Consider the following 24,419-nt stretch of genomic DNA (forward strand, 5'->3'; position numbering starts at 1 on the left):
CAATATTCAATATTCAACACTTAATATTCAACACCACAATTCGCGATACGTAATAGGCCATTCGCAACACTACAATTCGCAATAAAAGAGGGGACAAAAAAAACGCCTTACCTAGGTAAAGCGTTGCCGGTAAAATTAAACAGGAAAGACACCAGGCCATTCCTTTGTAAGGTTAGAAATTCGGTTTCAATACATATTTATCATAGAACCTGAAAATATGCTCAGCCGCTTCTTCGGCAGTATCAACTAACCTGAACAGGTTTAAATCTTCTGCATGAATGTTATGCTCTTTCTGTAGCATGGTGTTTTTAATCCAGTCTACTAAGCCGCCCCAATAATCTTTACCTACCAATACGATCGGGAATCTGGCAATCTTTCCGGTTTGAATCAATGTGATCGCCTCGAAAAGCTCATCCATTGTTCCCATGCCACCTGGCAATACGACGAAGCCCTGAGAGTACTTCATGAACATCACCTTCCTGATAAAGAAGTAATCAAACTCTAATAACTTATTATGGTCGATGTATTTATTGTGAAACTGCTCGAAAGGAAGGTCAATGTTCAGACCTACTGACTTTCCACCATTCATATGGGCACCTTTATTTCCTGCTTCCATGATTCCGGGGCCACCACCGGTAATTACTCCATAACCACGTTCGGTCAATAACCTGCCGCATTCCACAGCGATCTCATAATATTTATTTGTTTCTGCTGTTCTTGCTGATCCGAAAATGGATACACAAGGGCCGATTTTTGCTAATTTCTCGAAGCCGTCTACGAATTCGGCCATTATTTTAAAGATCTGCCAGGAATCAGTAACTTTTATTTCCTGCCAGTTTTTATTTTCAAATGCACTTCTTATTTTCTCTTCACTTGTCATTCTATAGATATTTAGGTATTAAAATTTAGTTTGTAAATCTGTTTTTTTGCTGATCAGTAACAGCCCGATAAAGGTGATGATCCCATTAACCAGAATCAGCTCAACACTAAATACATAGCCGCCTAATAAGGTAGCTGAGTTGGCATTGAGGAGGTAACATATTGCCGGTGAGATGATACATACTAAAGGTACTAATTTATCATGAAGTCCTCTTTTTCTGACAAAAAGACCAAAACTATACAGCCCAAGAAGTGGGCCATAAGTATAAGAGGCAACTTTAAATATTCCTTTTACTACCGATTCATCGTTAAATGCATTAAATATGATGATCACAACGAACATTAATAACGAAAATGCAACGTGAACAATATGTCTTTTGTTAACAGATGCTTGAGAATTGGAATCATTTCCTTTGTCCATGTGTAGAAAATCTACACAGAAAGAGGTCGTTAATGCAGTTAATGCCGAGTCTGTAGTGGCAAAAGTTGCGGCAGTTAACCCGAGCATAAATACGATGGCAGGGATTACCGTTAAGTGATTAAGGGCAATTTCGGGAAACAGGAAGTCTGTTCTTGGCTTTCCTGTGACGTGATCCAGTGGGATTTCAATTCCGTTTTTAGTGGCATAAATGTATAATAAAGCACCTACACTTAAGAAAAAAATGTTCAGCACTACAAAAACCGCAGTAAAGGTAAACATGTTCTTTTGGGCTTCACCGATAGTTTTCATACTTAAATTTTTCTGCATCAGATCCTGATCTAATCCCGTCATCGCAATGGTAACAAATATTCCGCCCAACAACTGCTTACTGAAATGGAAATTGCTCGTCAGGAAGTCTTCATAGAAGAAAATCTTCGAGTAACCACTGTTTTTGATCGATTCAAATGCCTTAGGGATGTCCATATCCAGGCTGCTGCAAATGAAATATAAAGTAAGGAATACAGATAAAACAAGGAAGAACGTTTGCAGTGTATCCGTGATGATAATTGTTTTTAATCCGCCTTTAAAGGTGTATGACCAGATTAAGCCCAGAGAGATCAATACGGTTGCCCAGAAAGGAATGCCATAACTGTCAAATATAAAACGCTGTAACACAATAACCACCAGGTACAGACGGAAGGCCGATCCTATGGTTCTGGAGATCAGAAAAATGGAAGCTGCAGTTTTGTAACTGTAGAAACCCAGTCTCTGTTCGATATAACTGTAGATCGAGGTCAGCCGCATCCGGTAATAGAGGGGGAGGAGCACCGTCGCAATAATGATAAACCCTATGGCATTACCCAGCACAAACTGGAAATACTGAAACTGATTGCCGGAAGGGGCACCAACCTCCCCGGGAACGGAAATGAAAGTTACTCCGGATAATGCGGTTCCAATCATCCCAAAGGCCACAAGGTACCATTTTGAGTTTCTGTTGGCAATAAAAAAGGTGGAGTTATCAGATGATTTTTTCGAAGTTGCAAACGCAATAATGATCAGGATCAGAAAATAACCAATTAAAAAAGACAAAAGTATAGCTGGACTCATAGTATGTTTTTAGCAGCTAAATGTAAGAAAATCAAATTTTAAAAATCAAATAACGGAAGATAAATATAAATTTGTAAAATGAACTTTTCTTCTAAACTTCTTGAAGACGCTGTCAATGAATTTTCAAAGTTGCCAGGAGTTGGACAAAAGACGGCATTACGCTTAGTATTGCATTTATTGAACAAGGAGCAAGAAGAAGTATCGAACTTCGGAAATGCCATTATCAGGCTCAGACAGGAGATCAAGCACTGTACGATCTGTCATAATATCTCTGACCAGCACATCTGTGAAATCTGTACCGCCAATAAACGGGACAAGGAAGTGATCTGTGTGGTCGAAGATACCCGTGACGTGATGGCAGTGGAAAATACAGGTCAGTATTTTGGCGTGTACCATGTGTTGGGAGGACTGATTTCTCCAATGGATGGCATAGGGCCTTCAGATCTGTTTATCGACTCACTGGTTCAACGCGTAGCTACTACGCCTGTAAAAGAGGTGATACTGGCTCTGAGTGCAACAATGGAAGGTGATACCACCCTTTTCTATTTATACAAACGCCTTAAAGATTTCCAGATTCCAATCACGACAATTGCCCGTGGAATTGCTTTTGGTGGTGAACTCGAATATGCAGATGAAATTACTTTAGGTCGCTCAATTGTTACAAGGGTGCCTTATGAAAACTCATTAATCAAATAACAAGCATGGATTTTAAGAATAAGGTAGTCATCATTACCGGTGCATCTTCCGGTATAGGAAAGGCTTGTGCCGAAGAATTTGCCAAACGTGGTGCCAATCTGGTGCTGGCTGCCAGACAATATGTAACTCTTTGCGAAATTACTGCTGAGCTGGAAAATAAATATGGCATCCGTGCAGTAGCAGTACAGGTAGATGTAAGCAAAGAACATGATTGTGAAGTGCTGGTCAAACAGGCTTTAATTACCTTCGATAAAATCGATATCCTGGTCAATAATGCCGGACTATCCATGCGCGCTTTGTTCAATGACCTTGATCTTTCTGTCCTGAAAAATTTAATGGATGTAAATTTCTGGGGAACAGTATACTGTACGAAATATGCATTACCCGAAATCCTGAAAACCAAAGGCAGCGTAATTGGTGTCTCTTCTATTGCGGGATATCGCGGATTACCAGGGCGAACGGGGTACTCGGCATCTAAATTTGCCATGAATGGGTTTATGGAAGCACTGAGAACTGAACTCTTGAAAACAGGCGTACATGTAATGGTGGCTTGTCCCGGATTTACCGCCTCTAATATCCGTGTAACCGCCCTGGCTAAAGATGGAGCAGCGCATGGTGAAACGAGTATGGAAGAGGGGAAAATGATGACTGCGGATGAAGTAGCTCAGCGCATTGTCAATGGGATTGCCGCAAGAAAACGCACACTGGTCATGACGGGACAAGGGAAATTAACGGTATGGATCAATAAACTGCTTCCCGCATTGGCAGATAAGCTGGTGTTTAACCACTTTACTAAAGAGAAGAACGCCCTTATTAAATAATTCCGCTCTTACTTAGTATCTTGCTGCTTTCTCTTCAAATACCGGAGATGCTCTTCAGCGGCTGAAATCTTTTGCGCTGAAGGGCGCGGCAAAATCTTTCTATGCCTTTTCAGAGCATGCTCCGGTATTTGAGAAATCCTGCATAGATTTAAGGTTCACTACATAGGCTAAACCTCGACCCGGGTATTAACAAATTTCAAAGGAGTTGTGCGAAGGGTGCTTAGGGGTGTTCAATTGAGTTAAGAGAGGGGTTGATGTTCAATTTTTTATAAAAAGGTTGAGCAGGACGGTCAATTTAGGATAGGGAGGATGTTAATTGTCTTAAGGGAAGGTCTGATGTTTACTTGAGTGATAGGAGGTGAATATTCAATTGAGTTAAAATTTAGGCGTTCAAATTGCATCATGCGAAGGAGCAATCATTTCTTTAACAAAAATGTCCCTCTGCTTTGAAGACATTCGAATATTTGCCCTTCAGCAAAGATTCGGGGATGAAAAGGAGATGGGATATTTTTGTAACACTAAATTTCTCCTGCCTCTGATTTCTGATCAATGGATTATCATGATGATGCTACTTCGGTATTGCCAATTCGGGAAAGGTCCAGAGTGGTCCTGCCATTGTCGTCCCTGGAGAAAATGTTCGCGAATTTAGCGTTGTGGATAATGTCTTCATCACGGTAAGAGGTGCGGGTATGTACCGTTTGAGAGAAGGTGTCGTCAAAGGCTTTTAATAAAACCAGAATCTCTACTTCTGCTTCAGCCAGCTCTTCTGCTGTTTTTTCGAAGATGGGACTGTTTTCATCTATGGGGTGGACAACGGTCCAGCTTAAGGTCAGTAATCCGATTTTGGATCTTTCTAATTCCAAGGGGTAAAATCGCCGGATTTTCTTTTCGTCAACAGACTCGTTATAGGACAGGACAACCTGAACTTCAATTTCGATGAGCTGGTTGTTTCTTAGATTGGCAAGTCGGAACATGAGCCCTTTAATTCCTTTGTATGGGGCAATGACCATGTTAGGGCTGTAGACTACTTTGGCTGTGGGCCTGGAAAAACGGCCGTACAATAAACCCGTGGCAAGGGCAAAAGCAAGTAAGCCGAGCATGGACTCAAAGGCGGCAAGACAGCTGGTGGCAAAACCATCCGGACTGATGTGTCCGTATCCGACTGTAGAAATGGTTTGGGCAGAAAAGAAAAAGGCATCGAAGAAATGATCTCTCGGACTGATCCCATCAGCTCCTTTAAGGTGCTCAATTCCTATGGAGACATATAAAGTGGCAAAGAGGGTATTTACCACGAGGTAGGCCAGAAGGATGATGAACAGGAATTTTTTCCAGGACATGGAAATCAGCCAGTTATAAGTGTCTGAACTTCTGAAAATAGGGAGGCCGGTCCGCCGGACGTTGGAAGAACCATCGGCATTCATTAATCTTTGGTTTTCGCTAACAGGTTGTGTACCAAACCCTAAGTCGTCGTCGACTTGTGATTTCCGTTTGAATAATGCCATAATTTCTTACTAATTTCAAGAAAAATTTTGCAATTATTAAAAACTATTCCATCTTTGCTTTAGATGATACAAACAAACGGACTTAATCTTTGGTGGTGGCACAACGCAATAGCGTAGTGTAACCCCCTGTTTTGAACGTTTTATTTTACATAAAAATATTTTGAGGGTTGCTTAAGGCAACCTTTTTTGTTTTATACCCATGAAGAAAATACTCAACCACTTATTTGAAAACAAGACCTTCAGCAGAGCTGAAGCACAGCGAATCCTGACTTCCATTGCTTTAGGTGAGTTTAATACCTCCCAGATCGCTGCTTTTATTACCGTTTACGGGATGCGTAACATTACGGTGGAGGAGTTGCAGGGCTTTCGTGATGCCATGCTGGACCTTTGTGTAAAGCTTGATTTTTCGGATCATGAACTGATCGATCTTTGCGGAACAGGTGGAGATGGAAAGGATACGTTTAACATTTCTACACTTGCTTCATTCGTGGTGGCAGGGGCAGGGCATAAGGTGGCTAAGCATGGTAACTATGGCGTTTCTTCAGGCTGCGGATCTTCCAATGTAATGGAGTATTTAGGCTACCAGTTTACAAGTGATCAGGATGTTTTAAAGAGAAGCCTGGATAAATCGGGAATCTGCTTTATTCATGCGCCTTTGTTCAATCCGGCAATGAAAACTGTAGCACCTATCAGGAAAGAACTGGGGGTGAAAACTTTCTTCAATATGCTGGGACCAATGTGTAATCCGGCACAGCCGAAAAATCAACTGGTAGGTGTGTTTAGCCTGGAGCTGGCACGTTTGTATGCTTACCTGTATCAGGATACGGATAAAAATTATACCATTCTGCATGCAGTGGATGGCTTTGATGAGGTTTCTTTAACCTGCGACTTTAAAACGTTCAGCAAAAACGGGGAGGCACTGAGAAAAGTAGCTGACCTTGGTTTTGAAGAGATCGATGAACAATTGATCAAAGGTGGTGATACCGTAGCCTCTTCGGCAGAGATATTTATGAATGTCCTGAATGGAGAAGGAGAGAACGCACAGAACAATGTGGTGTTGTGTAATGCAGCGCTTGCCATTCAAACGATCGATAGCAGTAAGACTTTTGCAGATTGTTTCTATGAAGCAGAGGAATCGTTATTTAGTAAAAGAGCATTGAATACTTTTAAAAGCCTGCTGTCGTAATGGGAAAGCCGCTGTTGAAAATCTGTGGCATGCTGCATCCTGATAATATGAAGGAGGTAGCAGCATTACAGCCGGACTTTATGGGCTTTATCTTCTTTAAGGGCTCTAAAAGATATGCAGCTGAACTGGCTCCGGAGACACTGAACGCATTGCCGGAAAGCATCCTGCGGACAGGTGTTTTTGTAAACGAAGAAGCGGATGTTGTACTGGATTTAGTGCGGAAATATAGCCTGAATGCCCTGCAGCTGCATGGAGGGGAAAGTCCGGAATATGCGGAGGTGTTGGCTCAGCAGATCAAAACAACGCAACCAGACTTTAAGATCATTAAATCATTTGGTATTGATGCATCTTTTGATTTTCGGCAGCTGAATAAATACGAAGGAAAGGTAGATTACTTTTTATTTGATACACAAACACCGGATCATGGTGGCTCAGGTAAAAAGTTCGACTGGAGCCTGCTGAAAAAATATGAACTCGATGTCCCTTATTTTTTAAGTGGAGGAATCGGTCCGGAAAGTGCTGTGGCTTTAAGTGAAATTGCCGATCCAAGATTGTTTGCAATTGATATCAACAGCAGATTTGAACTGGAACCAGGGCTGAAAGACACCAGTAAATTGATTGAATTTATAAAGGAGTTGTCAGGAGTTAAATCTTAAACAACACCAGGAAATATTGTAGGAAAAGAAAAGCGTTATTAAGCATATGGATAACGGAATACTAAAGAAATAAGAACAGGATTATGAACTATTTTGTAAATGAGAAGGGTTATTTTGGAGATTTCGGAGGAGCTTACATTCCCGAAATGTTATATCCCAATGTGGAAGAACTAAGAACCAATTACCTGAAAATTATCGAAGATGAAGACTTTCAAAAGGAGTTTCATCAATTGCTTAAAGATTATGTTGGAAGACCTTCTCCCTTATACCTGGCTAAACGCTTGTCGCAACGCTACAACGCAAACATCTTCCTGAAAAGAGAAGACCTGAACCATACCGGTGCACATAAGATCAACAATACCATCGGACAGATCTTACTGGCCGAAAGATTGGGTAAAAAGCGCATCATCGCGGAGACAGGTGCAGGGCAACATGGGGTGGCAACGGCTACCGTTTGTGCGTTGCGCGGACTGGAGTGTGTGGTGTATATGGGCGAGATTGACATCAAACGTCAGGCACCCAATGTTGCAAGAATGAAAATGTTAGGTGCCAAAGTGGTTCCCGCAACTTCAGGAAGTAAAACATTGAAAGATGCAACCAATGAAGCCATGCGCGACTGGATCAATAATCCCATTGATACCCATTATATCATCGGCTCTGTAGTCGGTCCACACCCTTATCCGGATATGGTGGCCCTGTTTCAATCGATCATTTCTGAAGAAACAAAAAAGCAACTGATTGAACAAACGGGGAATGATCAGCCAGATTATGTACTTGCCTGTGTAGGCGGAGGAAGTAATGCAATGGGCATGTTCTACCATTTTATCAATGATGAGCAGGTGAAACTGATTGCCGTAGAAGCAGCAGGAAAAGGAGTAGATAGCGGACATTCGGCAGCCACAACTTCTTTGGGTAAGGAAGGGGTGTTACATGGCAGCAGAAGCATCCTGATGCAAACAGAAGATGGACAGGTGATCGAACCTTATTCGGTATCAGCAGGCCTTGATTATCCGGGAATAGGTCCTCAGCACGCACACTTGTTCAAGACCTTAAGAGGGGAGTATGTTTCTGTAACAGACGACGAATCCTTGCAGGCAGGTTTATTACTGACACAGCTGGAAGGAATTATCCCAGCAATTGAAAGTGCACACGCCCTGGCGTATTTAGAGAAAATGAAGTTTACAGGTAAAGAAAATGTAGTTGTTTGTTTGTCCGGAAGGGGAGATAAAGACATGGATACCTATATGAAGTATTTTGATTTATAAGAAGAGCAATGAACAGAATTAATAAGTTATTTCAGGAGAAAAAAAATATATTATCCATCTATTATACCGCAGGATATCCAAACTTAGGTGATACCGTTGCGATTGCAGAAGAGCTGGAAAGATCAGGCGCAGACTTATTGGAAATCGGTTTTCCATATTCTGATCCTGTGGCAGATGGTCCGATCATTCAGGCAAGCAGCAAAACCGCCCTGGATGGTGGAATGACGCTGAAACTGTTGTTTGAACAATTGAAAGATCTTCGTAAAACAGTGAGCATCCCGGTATTGCTGATGGGATATGTGAACCCGATGTTGCAATATGGGGTAGAGAACTTCTGTAAATCATGCGCCGAAGTAGGTGTAGATGGATGTATTGTTCCGGATCTTCCAATGATCGAATATGAAGAGCTTTACAGCGGTGCGTTCAAAGAAAACGGACTGACGAATATCTTCCTGGTTACTCCTCAGACCTCTCCGGAAAGAATCCGTAAGATTGATGGCTTAAGCAATGGCTTTATCTATCTGCTGTCTTCCTCTGCTACCACAGGGCAAAACCTGCAGGTGTCTGAAGGCACAGAAGCTTATTTCTCCAGAATTGCAGACCTGAAGCTCAATAATCCTACAATGATAGGCTTTGGAATCAGCAGCAAAGAAACCTTTGATAAGGCTTGTCAGTATGCAAACGGAGCAATCATCGGCAGTGCCTTCGTTAAAAATCTGAAGGCTGATGACGTAGCTGGCAGCGTAAAAGATTTTATGAAAACCTTTAAGTCGTAGTTGTAACTTCTTTCTTGGTTTTGATCGATTTAAGGTAAATAAAGCCAATTAATCCGGCAATTACAGAAGCACAAAGGATGGCAAATTTAGCCTCCGTAACATGCATCTCGTCGCTGAAAGACAATAGGGAAATAAAAATGGACATGGTAAATCCTATTCCGGCAAGCATACCCAATCCAATGATATGTTTCCAGCCGGACCGGGATGGTAAGCTACCTAGTTTTAGCCTTACCGCCAACCATGAAAAGAGCGTAACCCCTATTGTTTTTCCGGCAAATAAACCCAGGATAATTCCCGCCCCCAAGGGGGAAACAAGCCCTCCAAGCATCTCTTTCTGAAAAGTGATATTGGTATTGGCCAGTGCGAAAATAGGCATGATAAAATAGTTTACAGGGCCATTTAGCAAATGCTCCAGCTTCTCCAGTGGTGATTCTACATTTGTCGAATTACAAGGAATCGTAAAAGCCAGCAAAACTCCCGCAATTGTAGCATGGATTCCGGAATGGTGGATGAAATACCATAAAAATATACCCGGGATAAGATAGAAAAACAAAGGCTTTATTTTGAAGTAGTTAAAGACAAACAATACCGCAAGTACACCTGCCGCCATTAAAAGGTAGTCAAAATGAACTTCATTGGTATAAAATACTGCAATGACAAGGATGGCACCAAGGTCGTCCACAATGGCAAGAGCCGCCAGAAAGATCTTTAATGAGGTAGGGACGCTTTTGCCAAGCATGGAAATAATGGCCAGTGCAAAAGCAATGTCAGTCGCCATCGGGATTCCCCATCCTGAAGCTGTAGGCGTGTTTGTGTTAAAAGCAAAATAGATCAGGGCAGGAACAATCATCCCTCCAAGAGCAGCAATCACAGGTAAGGAAGCCTTCTTGATCGAGGATAGTTCCCCTTCCACGAGTTCTCTTTTGATTTCCAGTCCTACCAACAGAAAAAAGATGGCCATTAAGGCATCGTTGATCCATGCAGAAACAGTAAAAGAATAGCTGTTGTTACCAAAGGTAATGCCTAAATCAGTGGTTAATAGATTGGCGAACCCTTCACTGTAAGAGGAATTTGCAATAAATAAAGAGACGGCCACACAAATGAGAAGAATAATCCCCCCAATTTGTCCTGAACGGATAAATTCCCTGAATGCTTGTAAATTGAATAGTTTCGCCATGTGCTAAAGATACCATTCGAGGGGGAGTTAGGCAACAAATTAAAGGAAACTTTCCAGATCCCCTTTACCCTCACGAATGATTTCAAACTCACCGGATGTGCAATCTACAACGGTAGAAGGTTCATTATCACCGTATCCGCCATCAATCACAAGGTCTACCTTGTCTTCGTATTTCTCATGGATCAATTCCGGATCTGTGGAATATTCAATGAGCTCATCATCGTCCTTGATCGAAGTGGATAAAATGGGATTGCCCAGCAACATCACGATCTCACGGGCAATAGCATTGTCAGGAACACGGATACCTACCGTCTTTTTATTGGAACTAAGTAGCTTCGGAACGTTATTATTCGCGTTGAATATAAACGTGAATGGTCCTGGTAATGCCTTTTTTAACACCCTGAATGTAGTGGTATCAATGGGCTTAATGTAATCGGAAATGTGTCTGAGGTCAGAGCAGATGAAAGAAAAGTTAGCTTTCTCGGGTTTGATTCCCCTCAACCGGCAAATCTTTTCTATGGCTTTCTGATTGGTAATGTCACAACCCAGTCCGTAGACCGTATCGGTAGGATAGATGATGATGCCTCCCTTTTTTAAGACCTCAACCGCTTGTTCAATGGCTTTAGGATTCGGATTTTCAGGATAGATTTTGATAAGCATATGTAAAATTACAAAATCTTTATACCTTATTATGTTTATTATTGTTCTATTAGTATGTTTTTATTAAATTAAACCATATGAGAAAAGCTTTTATCGCAATTGCTGCATTTCTGGTGACCGCAACGGTCATGATCAGCCTCGCCTGGCCTCCGTTTTACTGGGCTTTCATCTTTATCGGTCCGATTGTAATCCTCGGTGTCTATGACCTTTACCAACCCAAGCATAGCATCGTAAGAAATTACCCCGTAGTAGGCAGACTAAGGTATTTTATGGAAGACCTGCGGCCAAAAGTATATCAGTATTTTGTAGAAAGCGATACCAATGGGAAACCTTTCAGCAGGTTAAACCGCTCCCTGATCTATCAAAGAGCAAAAAAAGAGAATGATACCATTCCTTTCGGTACCCAGCTGGATGTTTATGAAAATGGGTATGAATGGCTGAGCCATAGCATCGCTGCCATCAGTCATACGGAACTTGATGAAGATCCAAGGGTGCTGGTAGGTGGTCCGGGCTGTACAAAGCCTTATTCTGCAAGTATTTATAATATATCGGCCATGAGTTTCGGCTCATTGAGTCAGAACGCTATCCTTGCGTTAAACGGAGGAGCTAAACTGGGAAATTTTGCACATAATACCGGCGAAGGTGGAATCAGTGATTATCATGCAAACCCGGGAGGTGATCTGGTCTGGCAAATAGGAACAGGCTACTTCGGCTGTCGCCATCATGACGGTACTTTTAATTATGATGCCTTCGCAGAACGCTCACAGTCGGACCAGGTGAAGATGATCGAGATCAAGCTTTCACAAGGTGCAAAACCAGGTCATGGTGGAATTCTGCCAGCTAAGAAAGTGACTCCGGAAATCGCCAGGATCAGATTGGTGAAAGAAGGTTTTGACGTGATCTCACCCCCGGCACATGCGGCCTTTAAAACACCACTGGAGCTGGTGGCTTTTGTTCAAAAGCTGCGGGAACTCTCAGGTGGTAAACCGATAGGGATAAAACTCTGCATCGGAAGAAGAAGTGAGTTCTTTGCCATCTGTAAAGCCATGTCGGAAACGGGTACATATGTTGATTTTGTAACTGTTGATGGTGGTGAAGGTGGTACAGGTGCATCACCTCAGGAATTCTCCAACGCAGTGGGTATGCCTTTGAGAGAAGGCGTTGCTTTTGTATATGATGTATTGTCCGGGTTTAATCTGAAGCAACACATCAAAATCATCGCCTCCGGAAAGATCTCTTCTGGATTTGACCTGGTAAAAAATATCGCCTTAGGTGCCGATTTATGTAACTCTGCCAGAGGAATGATGTTTGCACTGGGTTGTATACAGGCGCTGGAATGTAATAGCAATACCTGCCCTACAGGAGTAGCTACGCAAGACGCAAGTTTAATGAAAGGTCTGGTTGTAGAAGATAAAAGAGTCAGGGTGTTTAACTTCCATAAGCTGACCGTCCAAAGTGCGGTAGAGCTGCTTGGTGCTGCAGGATTACACCATACTTATCAGTTGACAAGGGCTTATATCAATAGAAGGATTGCCCCGAATGTGATGCAGTCTTATATGGAAAGCTTCCCTTATATCCCGGAAGGTAGTTTGTTGAAAACACCATATCCGTTGAGGTTTGAATTGGGGATGGCATTGAGCACTTCTTCCAGCTTTACACCTACCGATTATAAGGTCTCTATTGTCGATTATGCACATGCCAATTCCTTTAATGATAACCTGACTTCCGGAAGTTAGTTCCGCTCTTGTTTGGCATCTTGCTTCTTTCTGTTCAACTACAGGAGATACTCTTCAGCGGCTGAAATCTTTTGCGCTGAAGGGCGCGGCAAAATCTTTCTATGCCTTTTCAGAGTATACTCCTGTAGTTGAAGAAATCCTGCATAGATTTAAGGTTCGCTCCATAGGCTAAACCTCGACCCGGGTCTTAGCAGATTTCAAAGGAGTTGTGAGGGGAGGCAGGGTTGTTCAATTGGGTTGTGTTAAAGTTGAGTCGGGTATTTAATTGAAGATCGGTAGATTTTTTAATTGGATTGTGTTGAAGTTGAATAGCGTATTTATTTAGGATAGGTAGATTTTTCAATTTGCTAGGTTAAAGTTGAAGATGGTCTTTAATTGAGTATTGGCTGCTCAATTGGGTGATGTAAAGGTTGAATAACATGTTTATTGAGGGAGGGTGGTCTGCTCAATTGAGTGATGCAAAGGTTGAGTAACATGTTTATAGAGGGAAGGTGGTCTGTTTAATTGAGTGATGTAAAGGTTGAGTAACATGTTTATTGAGGGAAGGTGCATTAGTCAATTGAACGATGTGAAAGGTATACGCTCAAATTGCATCATGCTGAGGAGCAATCATTTTTTTTAACAAAAATGTCCCTCTGCTTTGAAGACATTCGAATATTTGCCCTTCAGCAAAGATTCGGGGATGAAAAGGAGATGGGATTTTTTTGTAACACTTAATTTCTCCTAACAGAAAACAACATAACAAAAAACAACATAGCAAAGAAAGCGACTTACAGAAAAAAAAAGCAGTTTAAAAGAAAAGACCGGTTTCAACTAAATGAAACCGGTCGTTTTTATAGGTGTTGAGCTTTAAAACTCAGCGTTTCTCGGGAAACGTGGAAAAGCAATTACATCTCTGATGTTCGTCATTCCACTTACAAAAAGTACAAGTCTTTCGAAGCCTAAGCCGAATCCTGCATGTGGAGCTGTTCCAAAACGTCTGGTGTCTAAATACCACCACAGTTCTTCTTGTGGGATGTTCAGTTCTTCCATTCTCTGTACAAGCTTATCCATACGTTCTTCTCTGGCTGATCCGCCGATCATTTCTCCGATTCCAGGGAAAAGGATGTCCATTGCGGCTACTGTTTTTCTGCCTTCTGCATCTGGTTCATTCTGACGCATGTAGAATGACTTGATGTCGGCAGGGTAGTCGGTTAAGATCACTGGCTTTTTGAAATGTTTTTCTACCAGGTAGCGTTCGTGCTCCGATTGAAGGTCTGCTCCCCATTCATCAATAAGGTATTTGAATTGTTTCTTTTGATTTGGTTTTGAAGACCTTAGGATTGCGATGGCTTCAGTATAAGTCAGGCGCTGGAAATCATTGTCCAGGCAGAAGTTTAATTTTTCAATTAAAGAGAGCTCACTGCGCTCGTTCTGTGGTTTGGTTTTTTCCTCTTCCAGCAGTCGGTTGTTCAGGAATTCTATTTCTTCTTTGCAGTTTTTTACGGCGTAGCTGATGACGTATTTCATCATGTCTTCTGCCAGTTGCATGTTGTCTTCAAGGTCGGCAAAAGCAACCTCAGGTTCAACCATCCAGAATTCAGCAAGGTGACGGGTGGTATTTGAGTTTTCAGCTCTGAATGTAGGGCCGAAAGTATAGATCTGTCCAAAGGCCATGGCGGCAAGCTCGCCCTCCAGCTGACCGGATACGGTAAGGTTAGTTGCGCGGGCAAAGAAATCCTGTGAGAAATCTACTTTACCGTCTTCTGTACGTGGGGTGTTGTCGAAGTCTAAAGTAGTCACTTTAAACATTTCTCCTGCACCTTCAGCATCAGAGGCCGTAATTACCGGGGTATGCATGTAGACGAAACCACGGTCATTATAAAACTGATGAATCGCGAAAGCCAGGGCATGACGTAATTTGAAAACTGCATTGAAGGTATTGGTGCGGAAACGTAAATGGGCAATTTCCCTCAGGAATTCCAAGCTGTGTTTCTTAGGTTGTAACGGAAATTTTTCCGGATCGCTATCACCTAATATTTCAATGGAATTTGCTTTTATATCAACTCTCTGACCTTTACCAACGGACTCTACGATAATTCCGGTAACGGATATGGCAGCTCCTGTAGTAATGCGTTTTAATAAATCTTCAGGGGTATTATTAAAGTCAACAACAATCTGGATATTTCCCATGCAGGAACCATCATTTATTGCAATAAACTGATTGTTACGGAAGGTACGAACCCAACCCATAACGGTTACTTCTCTGTCGAACTGCTCTGTCTCTAACAGGCTTTTTACTTTTTCTCGTTTTATCATGATTTTATTGTGGAGAGCTTCAAAAATAAGGATTTCATTCAATAAATAAGAGGGAATAGCAGCCTTATATTCAATTGTATAATGATTTTTTTTATGAATGTTAATATATTAAGTTTGCGTTTCATTCTCAATCTTCATTAACGTGCTACCAAATCTTAAACTTTCCTTCTGGCAAAATGCCATTGGTGATGTCTATCGTTTTTCTCTGGAAGAGCGTATTTTTAATACCATGTGCATCTTTGCCTTCTTTGCCATGCTGGTTGAAGCTCCATATAACTATGCGGTAAACCTGAAGGAGCTGGCCTGGCTTTGCTGTGTATGCATGGTTTTTATTGTCGGACTCTATTACCTGTCCAGGGTTAAAAGAAGGTCTTTGCTATGCATTATGATCTTTTGTCTGGCATGTAACCTTGCTTTTGTATTTTGTTATTTCTATAATTCGGGAATTCTTGGGCCCAATATTTTACTTTTTGCACTTTCTTTTTTTATCATCATTACCATTATTCCCAAGAAACAATATGTGTTTTGGGTGCCTTTTAATATGCTGATTGTGCTGGGGGTATTGGTGGTGGAATTGTATTTTCCGCATCTGGCACCCAATTTATACCTCAACAATACCGTGAGGACCATTGATTTTGGAGTGACTTATGTGGTATCTGCTACCCTGATTTTCTTTTCAATCAGCTATATGCGAAAGAATTATGACCATGAGCGTGCTTCGGTAGAGGAGAGGAACCACGCAATTGAAGTGCAGAACGAAGAGATCCTTCTTCAGAAGCGCGAACTGGAATACCTGAATCAGGAAAAAGACAGGCTGCTTTCTATTGTAGCTCACGATGTGAGGATGCCATTGAGTTCGATACAGGGATATCTCGAACTGTTGAATTCTGTTGGACTGGAAGAGGGGGAGAAGCATTTTATAGAAGGTCAATTGCTGGAGATTACCCGGGATACTTCAGAGATGCTGATGAACTTGTTGTCCTGGTCAAGGACACAGATGATGGGTGCAACTGTTCAGTTGAAATCATTGGATGTGAATGATGCGCTGAAGAACTGGTTGAAGATTGAAAAGTCAATAGCAGATAAAAAGGGGATACGTTTGAATGTTTTAACCGCCGGACAGCTAAACGTAATGGCTGATCATGATATGTTGCATCTGGTGATCAGAAACCTTGTGTCAAATGCGATAAAGTTTACACCTATTGGAGGAGAGATTGTAGTTTCTACCAGATACAGGGACGCAGAAGGACTGATCATTATTTCTGACAATGGAATCGGCATTTCGGCTGATAAACAAGAAAGCCTGTTCCAGCTTAAGGCTTCTGCTACTTATGGCACTAATAACGAAAAAGGAATCGGTCTGGGGCTTTTGTTATGTAAAGAGTTTACAGAACAACAACAAGGTAAAATTTGGTTTGAAAGTAAACTGGAAAAAGGCTCTGTTTTTTATGTTTCCTTTAAATTGGATGGCTTTTAATTGTGTTTCATTGAGTTTAGTGTGATTTTTATTTGTTTTTATGTCTTTTTTCTATGTTAATTTTGAATTATCGTCTATTTATTTTTGTTTTTCATTTATATTTTGATTTTTATAACTGTTTTTGTTATTTTTTTTTAATATTATTTTGGTGTTTTTGACAGTTTTATAGATTTATTGGTTGATTATTGTAATTTATTTGTGTGTTTTTATGATTTTGTGATTTTATTTTTAAATAAATTGTGTTTTTTGTCTTTAAGTTCTATATTTGTGTCAGCTCGTTTAATTTATATTTGGTTAAAGAAGCCTCCCGTTGGATGACTGGAGGCTTCTTGTATTTTAGACCTTCCTCATCCAAAAAATAAGGGCATAAAAAAAGGCCAATTGAATAAACAATTGACCTTTCTGTTTTGGTTTGATTACCTGATACTAAGAAAGTACTTTGGTAACTAAAGCAGCAGCATCTTTCAATGCGATTGCAGAATATACTTTTAATCCTGACTCATCAATTAACTGTTTAGCTTCAGCGGCATTTGTACCTTGTAAGCGACAGATGATTGGAACAGGGATATCTCCGATTTCTTTGTAAGCATCAATTACACCTTGAGCAACACGGTCACAACGAACAATACCACCAAAGATATTGATCAGGATCGCTTTTACATTAGGGTCTTTAAGGATGATGTTAAAACCAGCTTTTACTGTTTGTGCGTTTGCAGTTCCACCTACGTCAAGGAAGTTAGCAGGCTCACCACCAGCAATTTTGATGATGTCCATAGTCGCCATAGCTAAACCAGCACCGTTAACCATACAGCCAACATTACCATCTAATTTCACATAGTTTAAGTTCGATTCGCTTGCTTCAACATCTGTTGGATCTTCTTCCAGTTTATCACGCATTGCTGCATAATCAGGATGACGGAACAATGCGTTTTCATCTAAATCAACTTTAGCATCTACAGCGATGATTTTGTCATCAGAAGTTTTCAATACCGGGTTGATTTCAAACATCGCAGAGTCAATGCTGTCATACGCTTTGTAAAGCGCAGTCACAAATTTCACCATCTCTTTGAAAGCAGCTCCGCTCAATCCAAGATTGAAGGCTACCTTACGGGCCTGGAATCCTTGAAGACCAACTTTAGGGTCAATCTCTTCTTTGAATATCAGATGAGGTGTTTTTTCTGCTACTTCTTCAATATCCATTCCACCTTCGGTAGAATACATAATGATGTTTTTGCCCGTTGCACGGTTTAACAATACACCAACATAGAACTCTTTAGTTTCTGAAGCTCCAGGATAATAAACATCCTGTGCAACTAAAATTTTGTTTACTTTCTTACCTTCAGGACCAGTTTGCGGGGTTACCAATTGCATGCCCAGGATCGCAGCAGCTCTTTCTTTAACCTCATCAAGGTTCTTGGCTAGTTTTACACCTCCGCCTTTACCTCTTCCGCCTGCATGGATTTGTGCTTTAATCACAACCCAATCAGAATTGAAGTCAGTTTTCATTTTTTTAGCAGCTTCTACAGCCTGCTCAACCGTGTCGGCAACAATGCCTTCTTGTACGGCTACACCAAAACTTTTAAGTATTTCTTTACCTTGATATTCGTGGATATTCATTTGCTGAAAAAATTTGTCCAAATCTACAATTTCAGATTGGTTTTAAAAACAGTAAGTTTGCATTTATGCTAAAAGCTACAGGTATTAAGAAAGCTTACGGAAATTTACCCATCCTGAAAGGGGTGGATTTTGAAGTGGCAAAAGGAGAAATTGTGAGTATTATTGGTGCTTCCGGAGCGGGGAAAAGCACATTGTTACATATATTGGGGACCTTAGATAAGCCGGATCATGGGACGGTACAATTAAATGGTGCCAAAGTAAATCTCCTGTCGGGCGAGCTGTTGAGTATCTTTCGTAACAAAAATATAGGCTTTGTTTTTCAATTCCATCACCTGTTGCCTGAATTCAGTGCGCTGGAAAACATTTGTATTCCTGCTTTTATTGCAAAAACCGGTAAAAAGGAAGCGGAACAACGGGCAATGGAACTGCTGGATCTGTTAGGACTGAAGGACCGTGCAACACATAAACCGAATCAACTTTCCGGAGGAGAACAGCAAAGAATCGCAGTAGCAAGGGCATTGATTAACAATCCCGCCATCATATTGGCTGATGAACCTTCCGGGAACCTGGATTCTGCCAATGCAAATGCTTTACACGAATTCTTTATCACCCTTAGGGATAACTTTAAACAAACCTTTGTCATCGTGACACATAATGAAGGCCTGGCAAAAATCAGCGACAGGGTCGTTACCATGAAAGACGGATTAATCATATAATATAACATTTTGAAACTATTAATTACAGGTGGCAAATCTGCTGCAGCTTTAAAACTGCTGAAAGCTTTTGTCAATGACCATATATTACTCGCAGATTATGGCGATATGCCTTCATTCTCGTCTGATGCTTATCAGATGCACTCCTTAGGGGAGAGAAACGACGATACCATCGCACATAACTTGTTAAACAACTGTTTGGATGAAGGCGTAGAAATGATACTGCCTTTACATACTTTTGAAATTGAGGCCCTCTCTAAATCAATTGTCCTGTTTGAAGAATTCGGAATCCGGGTACTGCTTCCTGAAATCAGTAGTCTGGACCAATACCTGAGTACAGAAAAGCAATCCGGCGATTGGATCATCTATCAGAATGGTGCCGTTTTGTTTCCTTCAGATCCTTCTGATGCGCAGTTAACCCTTGGCACCTCAGCTTTGCTGAATGGTGTTTTTTATACGAAAGCCATTCCGGGAGGACTTGAAGCAGTCTTATTTACCATCAATTAACTACCCATATTACCTTAATGACAACTGAAAAATTTTTAAAAGAAAAACAGGCTTTTGTTTTTGAACTCGATGACGTTCTTTATCCTGAGAAAGATTACCTGTTACAGGTATACTACCTGTTTGCGCAGTTTATTGAATATGGAGAACAGTTGAATGCAACAGAAATCCTTCAGTTCATGCAGGAGAAATATCTGGCAGATGGAGCGGAAGGGATGTTTGAGCAGACGGCAGCGAAATTTGATATTCCATTGAAATACCAGGTGAATTATGACCTGCTGTTTCAGAATGCCAGGCTTCCTTTAAAGCTATTGATTTTTAATAAGGTGTTGACCTTTCTGCAGGAAATTGTAGCTCAGGGGAAACAATTGTTCCTTCTGGTTGATGGAGATCCGGTGATGCAGCTGAACAAGATCAGACAGATGGAATGGAACGGTTTGGAAAGCCATCTTGTTGTTTATTTTGGCGCAGAAATTGGGAATAAACCCTCAGCAGCAGGATTGGAGCTGATCATGGATAGGCATGATTTGAAATCGGAGGAGTTGGTGCTTATTGGTCATTCCGATAAGGATATGGAATGTGCTGCCAAAGCCAGGGTCGATTTTTTTGAGGTTGGCAAACTATTATAAAAATAATTACGTTAGTATTCGCATAATGAGTTGAGGTAATGAGGTTTAATTATCATAAATTTGTTATGATCTAACTCTATTAACTCTATGATAAAACACCTACTCACCAGAAAATATGCAGTTCTGGCCACCATGACCATAGCTCTGGGATTTGCAGCTTGTAAAAAAAATAAAGTAGCTCCGGAACCTGAGAAAAAAAAGCAGATCAGCGTTCCTGCGATAGGTAACAGTAAACAAACTCCTACTACGGATAGAGTGGAGTTAAGTAATGATTCTGTATTTCTATATGCCAAAGAAATCTATTATTGGAATGCAAGCCTGCCAACTTATGATGAGTATTTACCAAGAAGATTTAAAAATTTGAGTACTGATCTGGCTAACTATGAGGAGAACCTGTTTAATATAGGTAAGATCTCTGCTTCTCCGGATTATACGCCTGGTTTTACAGACTTAAATTATTCCTTTATTGAAGATGCAACCACCGTTAACGCGCCGGCTGGTCTCCACAGTACTTTGGCTGCAGTAGATACGGAAGGGAATGGCAAGGATGTTGGTCTTCGGGTGGAAAGATATAGAACAAATAATACTGAGCCTGCTGTTTACAGCATATTTGTTACCGCTGTTTACCCCGGATCTCCTGCTGCCGCTGCCGGAGTGCAAAGGGGATGGCTCATTAAAACCATAAACGGAGTGCCGGTTGGTGCCGATATTACCTATGCCAAAAATGCGGTTGATGCGACAAGTGCAATTATAACAGGTACCATATACACTGGTGGCGTAAAAGGAGCTGATTTTTCAAAAACGCTGGCTTTGACTACACCAAGCTATAAAAGCAGTCCGGTTTATAAAGCTGTCACGCTTACCTCTGGTACAAAGAAAATCGGTTACCTAGCTTTTGCAAGGTTCTCCACTTTAGATAACAATACAAAAGCGGAATTGGATGCAGCCTTTGCTGATTTCTCGAGAGAGGGTGTCAAAGATCTTGTGATCGACTTAAGGTACAATGGTGGTGGTTATATCAGTACAGCCGAGTATCTGACCAATCTGATTGCTCCTTCATCGGCTAACGGACAGATCATGTTTACGGAATACTACAATAGTACGATGCGAAACGGGCAGGCAGGGATTCTGATCAACCAACCGGTATTGGATGTGAACAATAAAGTGATCTATAGTAATGCCCTTGGAAGGAACCTGACCTTTGCTGATGAAGGTTATGGCCCTGAAGATAAAAACACAAAAATCAGTAAAAAAGGTAGCCTTGGGTCGGTGAGCAATATCGTGTTTATTGTATCCAGCCGCACCGCTTCCGCCAGTGAATTGGTGATCAATAGTTTAAAACCTTATTTAAATGTAAAACTGGTCGGTACCACTACTTATGGTAAACCGGTTGGCTTCTTTCCGATCAGGATCCAGAAACGCTATGATGTGTTTTTTGCTATGTTTGAGACTAAAAACAAGAATGGAGAGGGTGGTTATTTTAAAGGAATGCCGGCGGATTACGATGCGGCAACAGACCCTGATGTTAACTTCATTGATGATCCAAGGTATGAATTCGGAGATGTCCGGGAAGGATACCTTGCAAAGTCCGTTGCTGTGCTTTCGGGAACTCCTAGGGCTTCAGCTTCGGCGGCTATAAAGACAGAAAAAACGGGTTCAGTGACTCCATTGGTGATGGCTCCTTCTAAAGAAGACCCTGAATTTGTAGGAATGATCAAAAGTCGGGTTAGAAATTGAAAAAGGTAAACTGTTGTTAACCAGTAGTTTTTTTTGATTGTAAAAGCCTATTTACACAATTATGTAAAAATGACTTTGAAGTATCTGTTTTTATTGCGATTTTAATTGTTTAAACGCATATTTAATTAGAATTAAGGCATTATTATTATGATAGGGGAATTAATCGAAAAAGAATCAATTGACATCAGCCAGATCATACCTGCTGATCAAAACCATACAGAAGAGTTAAGGGATAAATTGAACTCTGCACAGCGGCTTGGAAATGAGTTTAAAGCGAAAGCAGATATTTCTTTTAACACCAAAGAAGGGCCCAGAACAGTTTCGACAACCGTATGGTCAGTAACCGAGAAATACATTCAATTGAAAAATGGAATTCATATTCCTTTGAGCAGTTTATTGGCAATAGAATTTTAAGCCTTACTGTTTTTTCATCCGCAGTTTGTCTTTAATGACAGATTGAGTACTACGTTCTTTATCAATGTTATTGATGATTTCCTGAATGGAAGCAGCAGCATTGATAAAGAACGTTTTGTTTATATTCTGATATTCATCCGATGCTTTATGGTAATCTTTATGGTCTTCCACACCGAAGTAGATGAAAGGAATGTTTTTTGCATTGAATGAGCCCTGGTCACTTTGATTCGTCCAGTCTTCATGACCGGATTTAGGGTCATCATGCCCAAGTAACACTTTGATTTTAGGATCAGTGGTGATAAAATACTTCTTTAAGTCCGGGTATTTATAAGTGCCACAAGCATACAACTCTCCTTTATCATTATGACTGATCATATCCATGTTGATGTTCATTCTGATCTTTTCCAGGGGGATAGGCGGCTTTTCTACAAATGCCCTGGAACCCCTCAGTCCCATTTCCTCCGCATCAAAAGCAGCAATGACCAACGTATAATTCGGTTTGTTCTTCTTAAAATGTTCTGCAAACTGTAATAAGGCAGCCACTCCTGATGCATTGTCGTCTGCACCGTTATAAACCTCATTGTCCATCACGCCTACATGATCGTAATGCGCCGAAATGACGATGATCTGCTCATTTTTTCCTGGAATATAAGCCAGCATATTTTTTCCGTAAATTTCTACCCCTTTATTGTTTTTGAAAGAGAAGAGCTGTTCATAGCCAGAAAGCAAAGGGATGGGTTTTAAGCCGATCTGTTTAAATCTGTTGCTCAGGTATTCCCTCGTCATTTCTGCGCCCTTAGTGCCTGTCTTACGCCCTTGATAAGCATCCGAAGAGAGGACCTCTACATCTTTCAGTAATTGTAGTTCTGTTTTTGAATATTGCTGTTCCGTTTGTGCCTGCGAAGGATTCTTTACGGTATTGCAACTCAACAGTACTATTAATGGGAATAGGAGGTATGCTTTCATTTTTTTATCTGGTTACAGTTGAGCTAAAGGTAATTATATTCATTGATATCTGCTTCGACATGTGATTGTCAAAACTTAAATGAGCGCTGAATGTTTTTAAAATATGAGGTAATTTGAGCTCATTACATTAAAAATAAGATATCAATGGAATATAGACGTTTAGGTAAATCAGGATTACAGGTGAGTGCGCTTTCTTTGGGAAGCTGGCTTACTTTCGGACAACAGATCAGTGATAAAACTGCGGATGAATTAATGGGAATTGCTTACGATGCAGGAGTCAATTTTTTTGATAATGCAGAGGGCTATGCCGAAGGGAAGTCGGAAGAAGTGATGGGTAAAATTCTTAAATCCCGTAAATGGGAGCGGGAGTCTTTTGTGGTTTCCAGCAAAGTGTTCTTTGGAACAGAGAATAAAGGGCCGAATAGGGTAGGTTTATCCCGTAAACACGTGATCGAAGCGTGTAATGCTGCATTGAAAAGATTGCAGGTAGATTATCTTGATCTTTATTTTTGCCACAGGCCAGATAAAAACACGCCGATTGAAGAGACCGTATGGGCAATGAATACTTTGTTGCAGCAAGGAAAGATCCTGTACTGGGGAACTTCAGAATGGAATGCTTCAGAAATTATGGAAGCGATCAGGGTAGCTAAACAGTACAATCTGATTGGTCCTACAATGGAACAACCTCAGTACAACCTGCTGGAAAGGAATAAGATGGAGAATGAATACCTCTTGTTGTTTAAAGAATACGGATTGGGAACAACGATCTGGTCGCCGTTGGCTTCAGGTTTATTGTCTGGTAAGTATACTTCCGGAAACACGAAAGATACCCGCCTGGAACTTAAAGGGATGGAATGGCTAAAAGATGCCGTTTTAAACGAAGAGAAGCTGAAAAAAGCAGAAAAGCTGCAAGGGCTGGCAGACCAGTTGAACGTGCCTTTGGCGAAGCTCTCATTAGCCTGGTGCCTTAAAAATCCAAATGTGAGTACCGTGATTTTAGGCGCTTCGAAGACGGCACAGTTAAAAGAGAACCTGACTACTTTGGAAGTGCTTCCTTTGTTAACAGAAGAGGTACTGGGGAATATTGAGGATATTATGCAGACCAAGCCACATTTGCCACAGTTTTAATAAAAAGCTTTAACTGAAAAAGGGTGGTGTTTCTTTGTAAACACCACCCTTTTT

22 protein-coding genes are annotated in these 24,419 nt (G+C 41.0%); 14 read left to right on the plus strand and 8 right to left on the minus strand.

Going from position 1 to position 24,419, the window contains the following annotated elements:
• Window positions 1-172: 172 nt before the first annotated feature.
• Window positions 173-880, minus strand: coding sequence for an LOG family protein (locus BUC20_RS11890; RefSeq protein WP_073231079.1), 708 nt, complete (start codon window positions 878-880; stop codon window positions 173-175).
• An 18-nt stretch (window positions 881-898) separates the two neighbouring features.
• On the minus strand, window positions 899-2,407 hold the full coding sequence (locus BUC20_RS11895) for a sodium:solute symporter (protein WP_073231081.1): 1,509 nt from the start codon (window positions 2,405-2,407) through the stop codon (window positions 899-901).
• A gap of 78 nt (window positions 2,408-2,485) precedes the next feature.
• Here BUC20_RS11895 and recR point away from each other — a divergent pair, with 78 nt between their 5' ends.
• Both recR and BUC20_RS11905 read left to right on the plus strand, forming a co-directional pair.
• Window positions 2,486-3,103, plus strand: coding sequence for a recombination mediator RecR (recR, locus tag BUC20_RS11900; RefSeq protein ID WP_073231083.1), 618 nt, complete (start codon window positions 2,486-2,488; stop codon window positions 3,101-3,103).
• A 5-nt stretch (window positions 3,104-3,108) separates the two neighbouring features.
• Entirely contained in the window at window positions 3,109-3,924 is an 816-nt protein-coding gene (locus tag BUC20_RS11905; RefSeq protein ID WP_073231084.1) for an SDR family oxidoreductase, read from the plus strand.
• Between the two features lie 557 nt (window positions 3,925-4,481).
• On the opposite strand, the gene BUC20_RS11910 is transcribed toward BUC20_RS11905, so the two are convergent.
• Complete coding sequence (locus BUC20_RS11910; protein WP_073231086.1) at window positions 4,482-5,426, minus strand: ion channel; 945 nt, start codon at window positions 5,424-5,426, stop codon at window positions 4,482-4,484.
• Window positions 5,427-5,625: 199 nt separating this feature from the next.
• Here BUC20_RS11910 and trpD point away from each other — a divergent pair, with 199 nt between their 5' ends.
• The 4 genes from trpD (at window position 5,626) to trpA (ending at window position 9,309) form a co-directional block, all read left to right on the plus strand.
• Complete coding sequence (trpD, locus tag BUC20_RS11915; protein ID WP_073231088.1) at window positions 5,626-6,612, plus strand: anthranilate phosphoribosyltransferase; 987 nt, start codon at window positions 5,626-5,628, stop codon at window positions 6,610-6,612.
• Window positions 6,612-7,268, plus strand: coding sequence for a phosphoribosylanthranilate isomerase (locus BUC20_RS11920; RefSeq protein ID WP_073231090.1), 657 nt, complete (start codon window positions 6,612-6,614; stop codon window positions 7,266-7,268). Before trpD ends, BUC20_RS11920 begins: the two co-directional genes overlap by 1 nt.
• Window positions 7,269-7,351: 83 nt before the next feature.
• On the plus strand, window positions 7,352-8,533 hold the full coding sequence (trpB, locus tag BUC20_RS11925; protein ID WP_073231092.1) for a tryptophan synthase subunit beta: 1,182 nt from the start codon (window positions 7,352-7,354) through the stop codon (window positions 8,531-8,533).
• An 8-nt stretch (window positions 8,534-8,541) separates the two neighbouring features.
• A complete protein-coding gene (trpA, locus tag BUC20_RS11930) occupies window positions 8,542-9,309 on the plus strand; it encodes a tryptophan synthase subunit alpha (RefSeq protein ID WP_073231094.1) in 768 nt (255 codons plus the stop codon).
• On the opposite strand, the gene nhaA is transcribed toward trpA, so the two are convergent.
• Window positions 9,299-10,486, minus strand: coding sequence for a Na+/H+ antiporter NhaA (gene nhaA / locus BUC20_RS11935; RefSeq protein ID WP_073231096.1), 1,188 nt, complete (start codon window positions 10,484-10,486; stop codon window positions 9,299-9,301). The two genes, trpA and nhaA, sit on opposite strands and share 11 nt — an antisense overlap.
• Window positions 10,487-10,525: 39 nt before the next feature.
• Window positions 10,526-11,146: an L-threonylcarbamoyladenylate synthase gene (locus tag BUC20_RS11940; protein ID WP_073231098.1), complete on the minus strand. Its 621-nt coding sequence runs from the start codon at window positions 11,144-11,146 to the stop codon at window positions 10,526-10,528.
• 77 nt (window positions 11,147-11,223) lie between these two features.
• Between BUC20_RS11940 and BUC20_RS11945 the strand changes: the two genes are divergently transcribed.
• A complete protein-coding gene (locus BUC20_RS11945) occupies window positions 11,224-12,882 on the plus strand; it encodes an FMN-binding glutamate synthase family protein (protein WP_073231100.1) in 1,659 nt (552 codons plus the stop codon).
• A gap of 849 nt (window positions 12,883-13,731) precedes the next feature.
• Here BUC20_RS11945 and asnS read toward each other — a convergent pair.
• Window positions 13,732-15,180, minus strand: a complete 1,449-nt coding sequence (gene asnS / locus BUC20_RS11950; protein WP_073231101.1) for an asparagine--tRNA ligase — start codon at window positions 15,178-15,180, stop codon at window positions 13,732-13,734.
• A gap of 142 nt (window positions 15,181-15,322) precedes the next feature.
• Here asnS and BUC20_RS11955 point away from each other — a divergent pair, with 142 nt between their 5' ends.
• Entirely contained in the window at window positions 15,323-16,657 is a 1,335-nt protein-coding gene (locus BUC20_RS11955) for a sensor histidine kinase (RefSeq protein ID WP_073231103.1), read from the plus strand.
• A 426-nt stretch (window positions 16,658-17,083) separates the two neighbouring features.
• Here the strand turns inward: BUC20_RS11955 and sucC are convergent, their stop codons facing one another.
• Window positions 17,084-18,274, minus strand: coding sequence for an ADP-forming succinate--CoA ligase subunit beta (gene sucC / locus BUC20_RS11960; RefSeq protein ID WP_073231105.1), 1,191 nt, complete (start codon window positions 18,272-18,274; stop codon window positions 17,084-17,086).
• A gap of 65 nt (window positions 18,275-18,339) precedes the next feature.
• Between sucC and BUC20_RS11965 the strand changes: the two genes are divergently transcribed.
• The 5 genes from BUC20_RS11965 (at window position 18,340) to BUC20_RS11985 (ending at window position 22,271) form a co-directional block, all read left to right on the plus strand.
• Complete coding sequence (locus BUC20_RS11965; protein ID WP_073231107.1) at window positions 18,340-18,990, plus strand: ABC transporter ATP-binding protein; 651 nt, start codon at window positions 18,340-18,342, stop codon at window positions 18,988-18,990.
• 9 nt (window positions 18,991-18,999) lie between these two features.
• Window positions 19,000-19,494 carry an ATP-grasp domain-containing protein gene (locus BUC20_RS11970; protein ID WP_073231109.1) on the plus strand — a complete coding sequence of 165 codons (495 nt, stop codon included), beginning with the start codon at window positions 19,000-19,002 and terminating at the stop codon, window positions 19,492-19,494.
• Window positions 19,495-19,511: 17 nt separating this feature from the next.
• Entirely contained in the window at window positions 19,512-20,120 is a 609-nt protein-coding gene (locus BUC20_RS11975; RefSeq protein ID WP_073231111.1) for an HAD hydrolase-like protein, read from the plus strand.
• Window positions 20,121-20,207: 87 nt separating this feature from the next.
• Window positions 20,208-21,857, plus strand: a complete 1,650-nt coding sequence (locus tag BUC20_RS11980) for a S41 family peptidase (protein WP_073231112.1) — start codon at window positions 20,208-20,210, stop codon at window positions 21,855-21,857.
• A gap of 147 nt (window positions 21,858-22,004) precedes the next feature.
• Complete coding sequence (locus BUC20_RS11985) at window positions 22,005-22,271, plus strand: hypothetical protein (protein ID WP_200800933.1); 267 nt, start codon at window positions 22,005-22,007, stop codon at window positions 22,269-22,271.
• A 3-nt stretch (window positions 22,272-22,274) separates the two neighbouring features.
• Here the strand turns inward: BUC20_RS11985 and BUC20_RS11990 are convergent, their stop codons facing one another.
• Window positions 22,275-23,237 (minus strand): M20/M25/M40 family metallo-hydrolase, encoded by a 963-nt coding sequence (locus BUC20_RS11990; RefSeq protein WP_073231116.1) that lies wholly within the window; start codon window positions 23,235-23,237, stop codon window positions 22,275-22,277.
• Between the two features lie 144 nt (window positions 23,238-23,381).
• On the opposite strand from BUC20_RS11990, the gene BUC20_RS11995 reads away from it, so the two are divergent.
• Entirely contained in the window at window positions 23,382-24,365 is a 984-nt protein-coding gene (locus BUC20_RS11995) for a potassium channel beta subunit family protein (RefSeq protein WP_073231118.1), read from the plus strand.
• Window positions 24,366-24,419 lie beyond the last annotated feature (54 nt).

Origin of the sequence: Pedobacter caeni (assembly GCF_900129215.1) — a bacterium.
In the GTDB taxonomy this organism is placed as follows: Bacteria; Bacteroidota; Bacteroidia; order Sphingobacteriales; family Sphingobacteriaceae; genus Pedobacter; species Pedobacter caeni.

Bases quoted from the DNA above. Each gene is read 5' to 3' on its own strand.
- BUC20_RS11890 (WP_073231079.1), bottom strand. From the start codon at position 880: ATGACAAGTGAAGAGAAAATAAGAAGTGCATTTGAAAATAAAAACTGG.
- BUC20_RS11895 (WP_073231081.1), bottom strand. From the start codon at position 2,407: ATGAGTCCAGCTATACTTTTGTCTTTTTTAATTGGTTATTTTCTGATC.
- recR (WP_073231083.1), top strand. From the start codon at position 2,486: ATGAACTTTTCTTCTAAACTTCTTGAAGACGCTGTCAATGAATTTTCA.
- BUC20_RS11905 (WP_073231084.1), top strand. From the start codon at position 3,109: ATGGATTTTAAGAATAAGGTAGTCATCATTACCGGTGCATCTTCCGGT.
- BUC20_RS11910 (WP_073231086.1), bottom strand. From the start codon at position 5,426: ATGGCATTATTCAAACGGAAATCACAAGTCGACGACGACTTAGGGTTT.
- trpD (WP_073231088.1), top strand. From the start codon at position 5,626: ATGAAGAAAATACTCAACCACTTATTTGAAAACAAGACCTTCAGCAGA.
- BUC20_RS11920 (WP_073231090.1), top strand. From the start codon at position 6,612: ATGGGAAAGCCGCTGTTGAAAATCTGTGGCATGCTGCATCCTGATAAT.
- trpB (WP_073231092.1), top strand. From the start codon at position 7,352: ATGAACTATTTTGTAAATGAGAAGGGTTATTTTGGAGATTTCGGAGGA.
- trpA (WP_073231094.1), top strand. From the start codon at position 8,542: ATGAACAGAATTAATAAGTTATTTCAGGAGAAAAAAAATATATTATCC.
- nhaA (WP_073231096.1), bottom strand. From the start codon at position 10,486: ATGGCGAAACTATTCAATTTACAAGCATTCAGGGAATTTATCCGTTCA.
- BUC20_RS11940 (WP_073231098.1), bottom strand. From the start codon at position 11,146: ATGCTTATCAAAATCTATCCTGAAAATCCGAATCCTAAAGCCATTGAA.
- BUC20_RS11945 (WP_073231100.1), top strand. From the start codon at position 11,224: ATGAGAAAAGCTTTTATCGCAATTGCTGCATTTCTGGTGACCGCAACG.
- asnS (WP_073231101.1), bottom strand. From the start codon at position 15,180: ATGATAAAACGAGAAAAAGTAAAAAGCCTGTTAGAGACAGAGCAGTTC.
- sucC (WP_073231105.1), bottom strand. From the start codon at position 18,274: ATGAATATCCACGAATATCAAGGTAAAGAAATACTTAAAAGTTTTGGT.
- BUC20_RS11965 (WP_073231107.1), top strand. From the start codon at position 18,340: ATGCTAAAAGCTACAGGTATTAAGAAAGCTTACGGAAATTTACCCATC.
- BUC20_RS11975 (WP_073231111.1), top strand. From the start codon at position 19,512: ATGACAACTGAAAAATTTTTAAAAGAAAAACAGGCTTTTGTTTTTGAA.
- BUC20_RS11980 (WP_073231112.1), top strand. From the start codon at position 20,208: ATGATAAAACACCTACTCACCAGAAAATATGCAGTTCTGGCCACCATG.
- BUC20_RS11985 (WP_200800933.1), top strand. From the start codon at position 22,005: ATGATAGGGGAATTAATCGAAAAAGAATCAATTGACATCAGCCAGATC.
- BUC20_RS11990 (WP_073231116.1), bottom strand. From the start codon at position 23,237: ATGAAAGCATACCTCCTATTCCCATTAATAGTACTGTTGAGTTGCAAT.
- BUC20_RS11995 (WP_073231118.1), top strand. From the start codon at position 23,382: ATGGAATATAGACGTTTAGGTAAATCAGGATTACAGGTGAGTGCGCTT.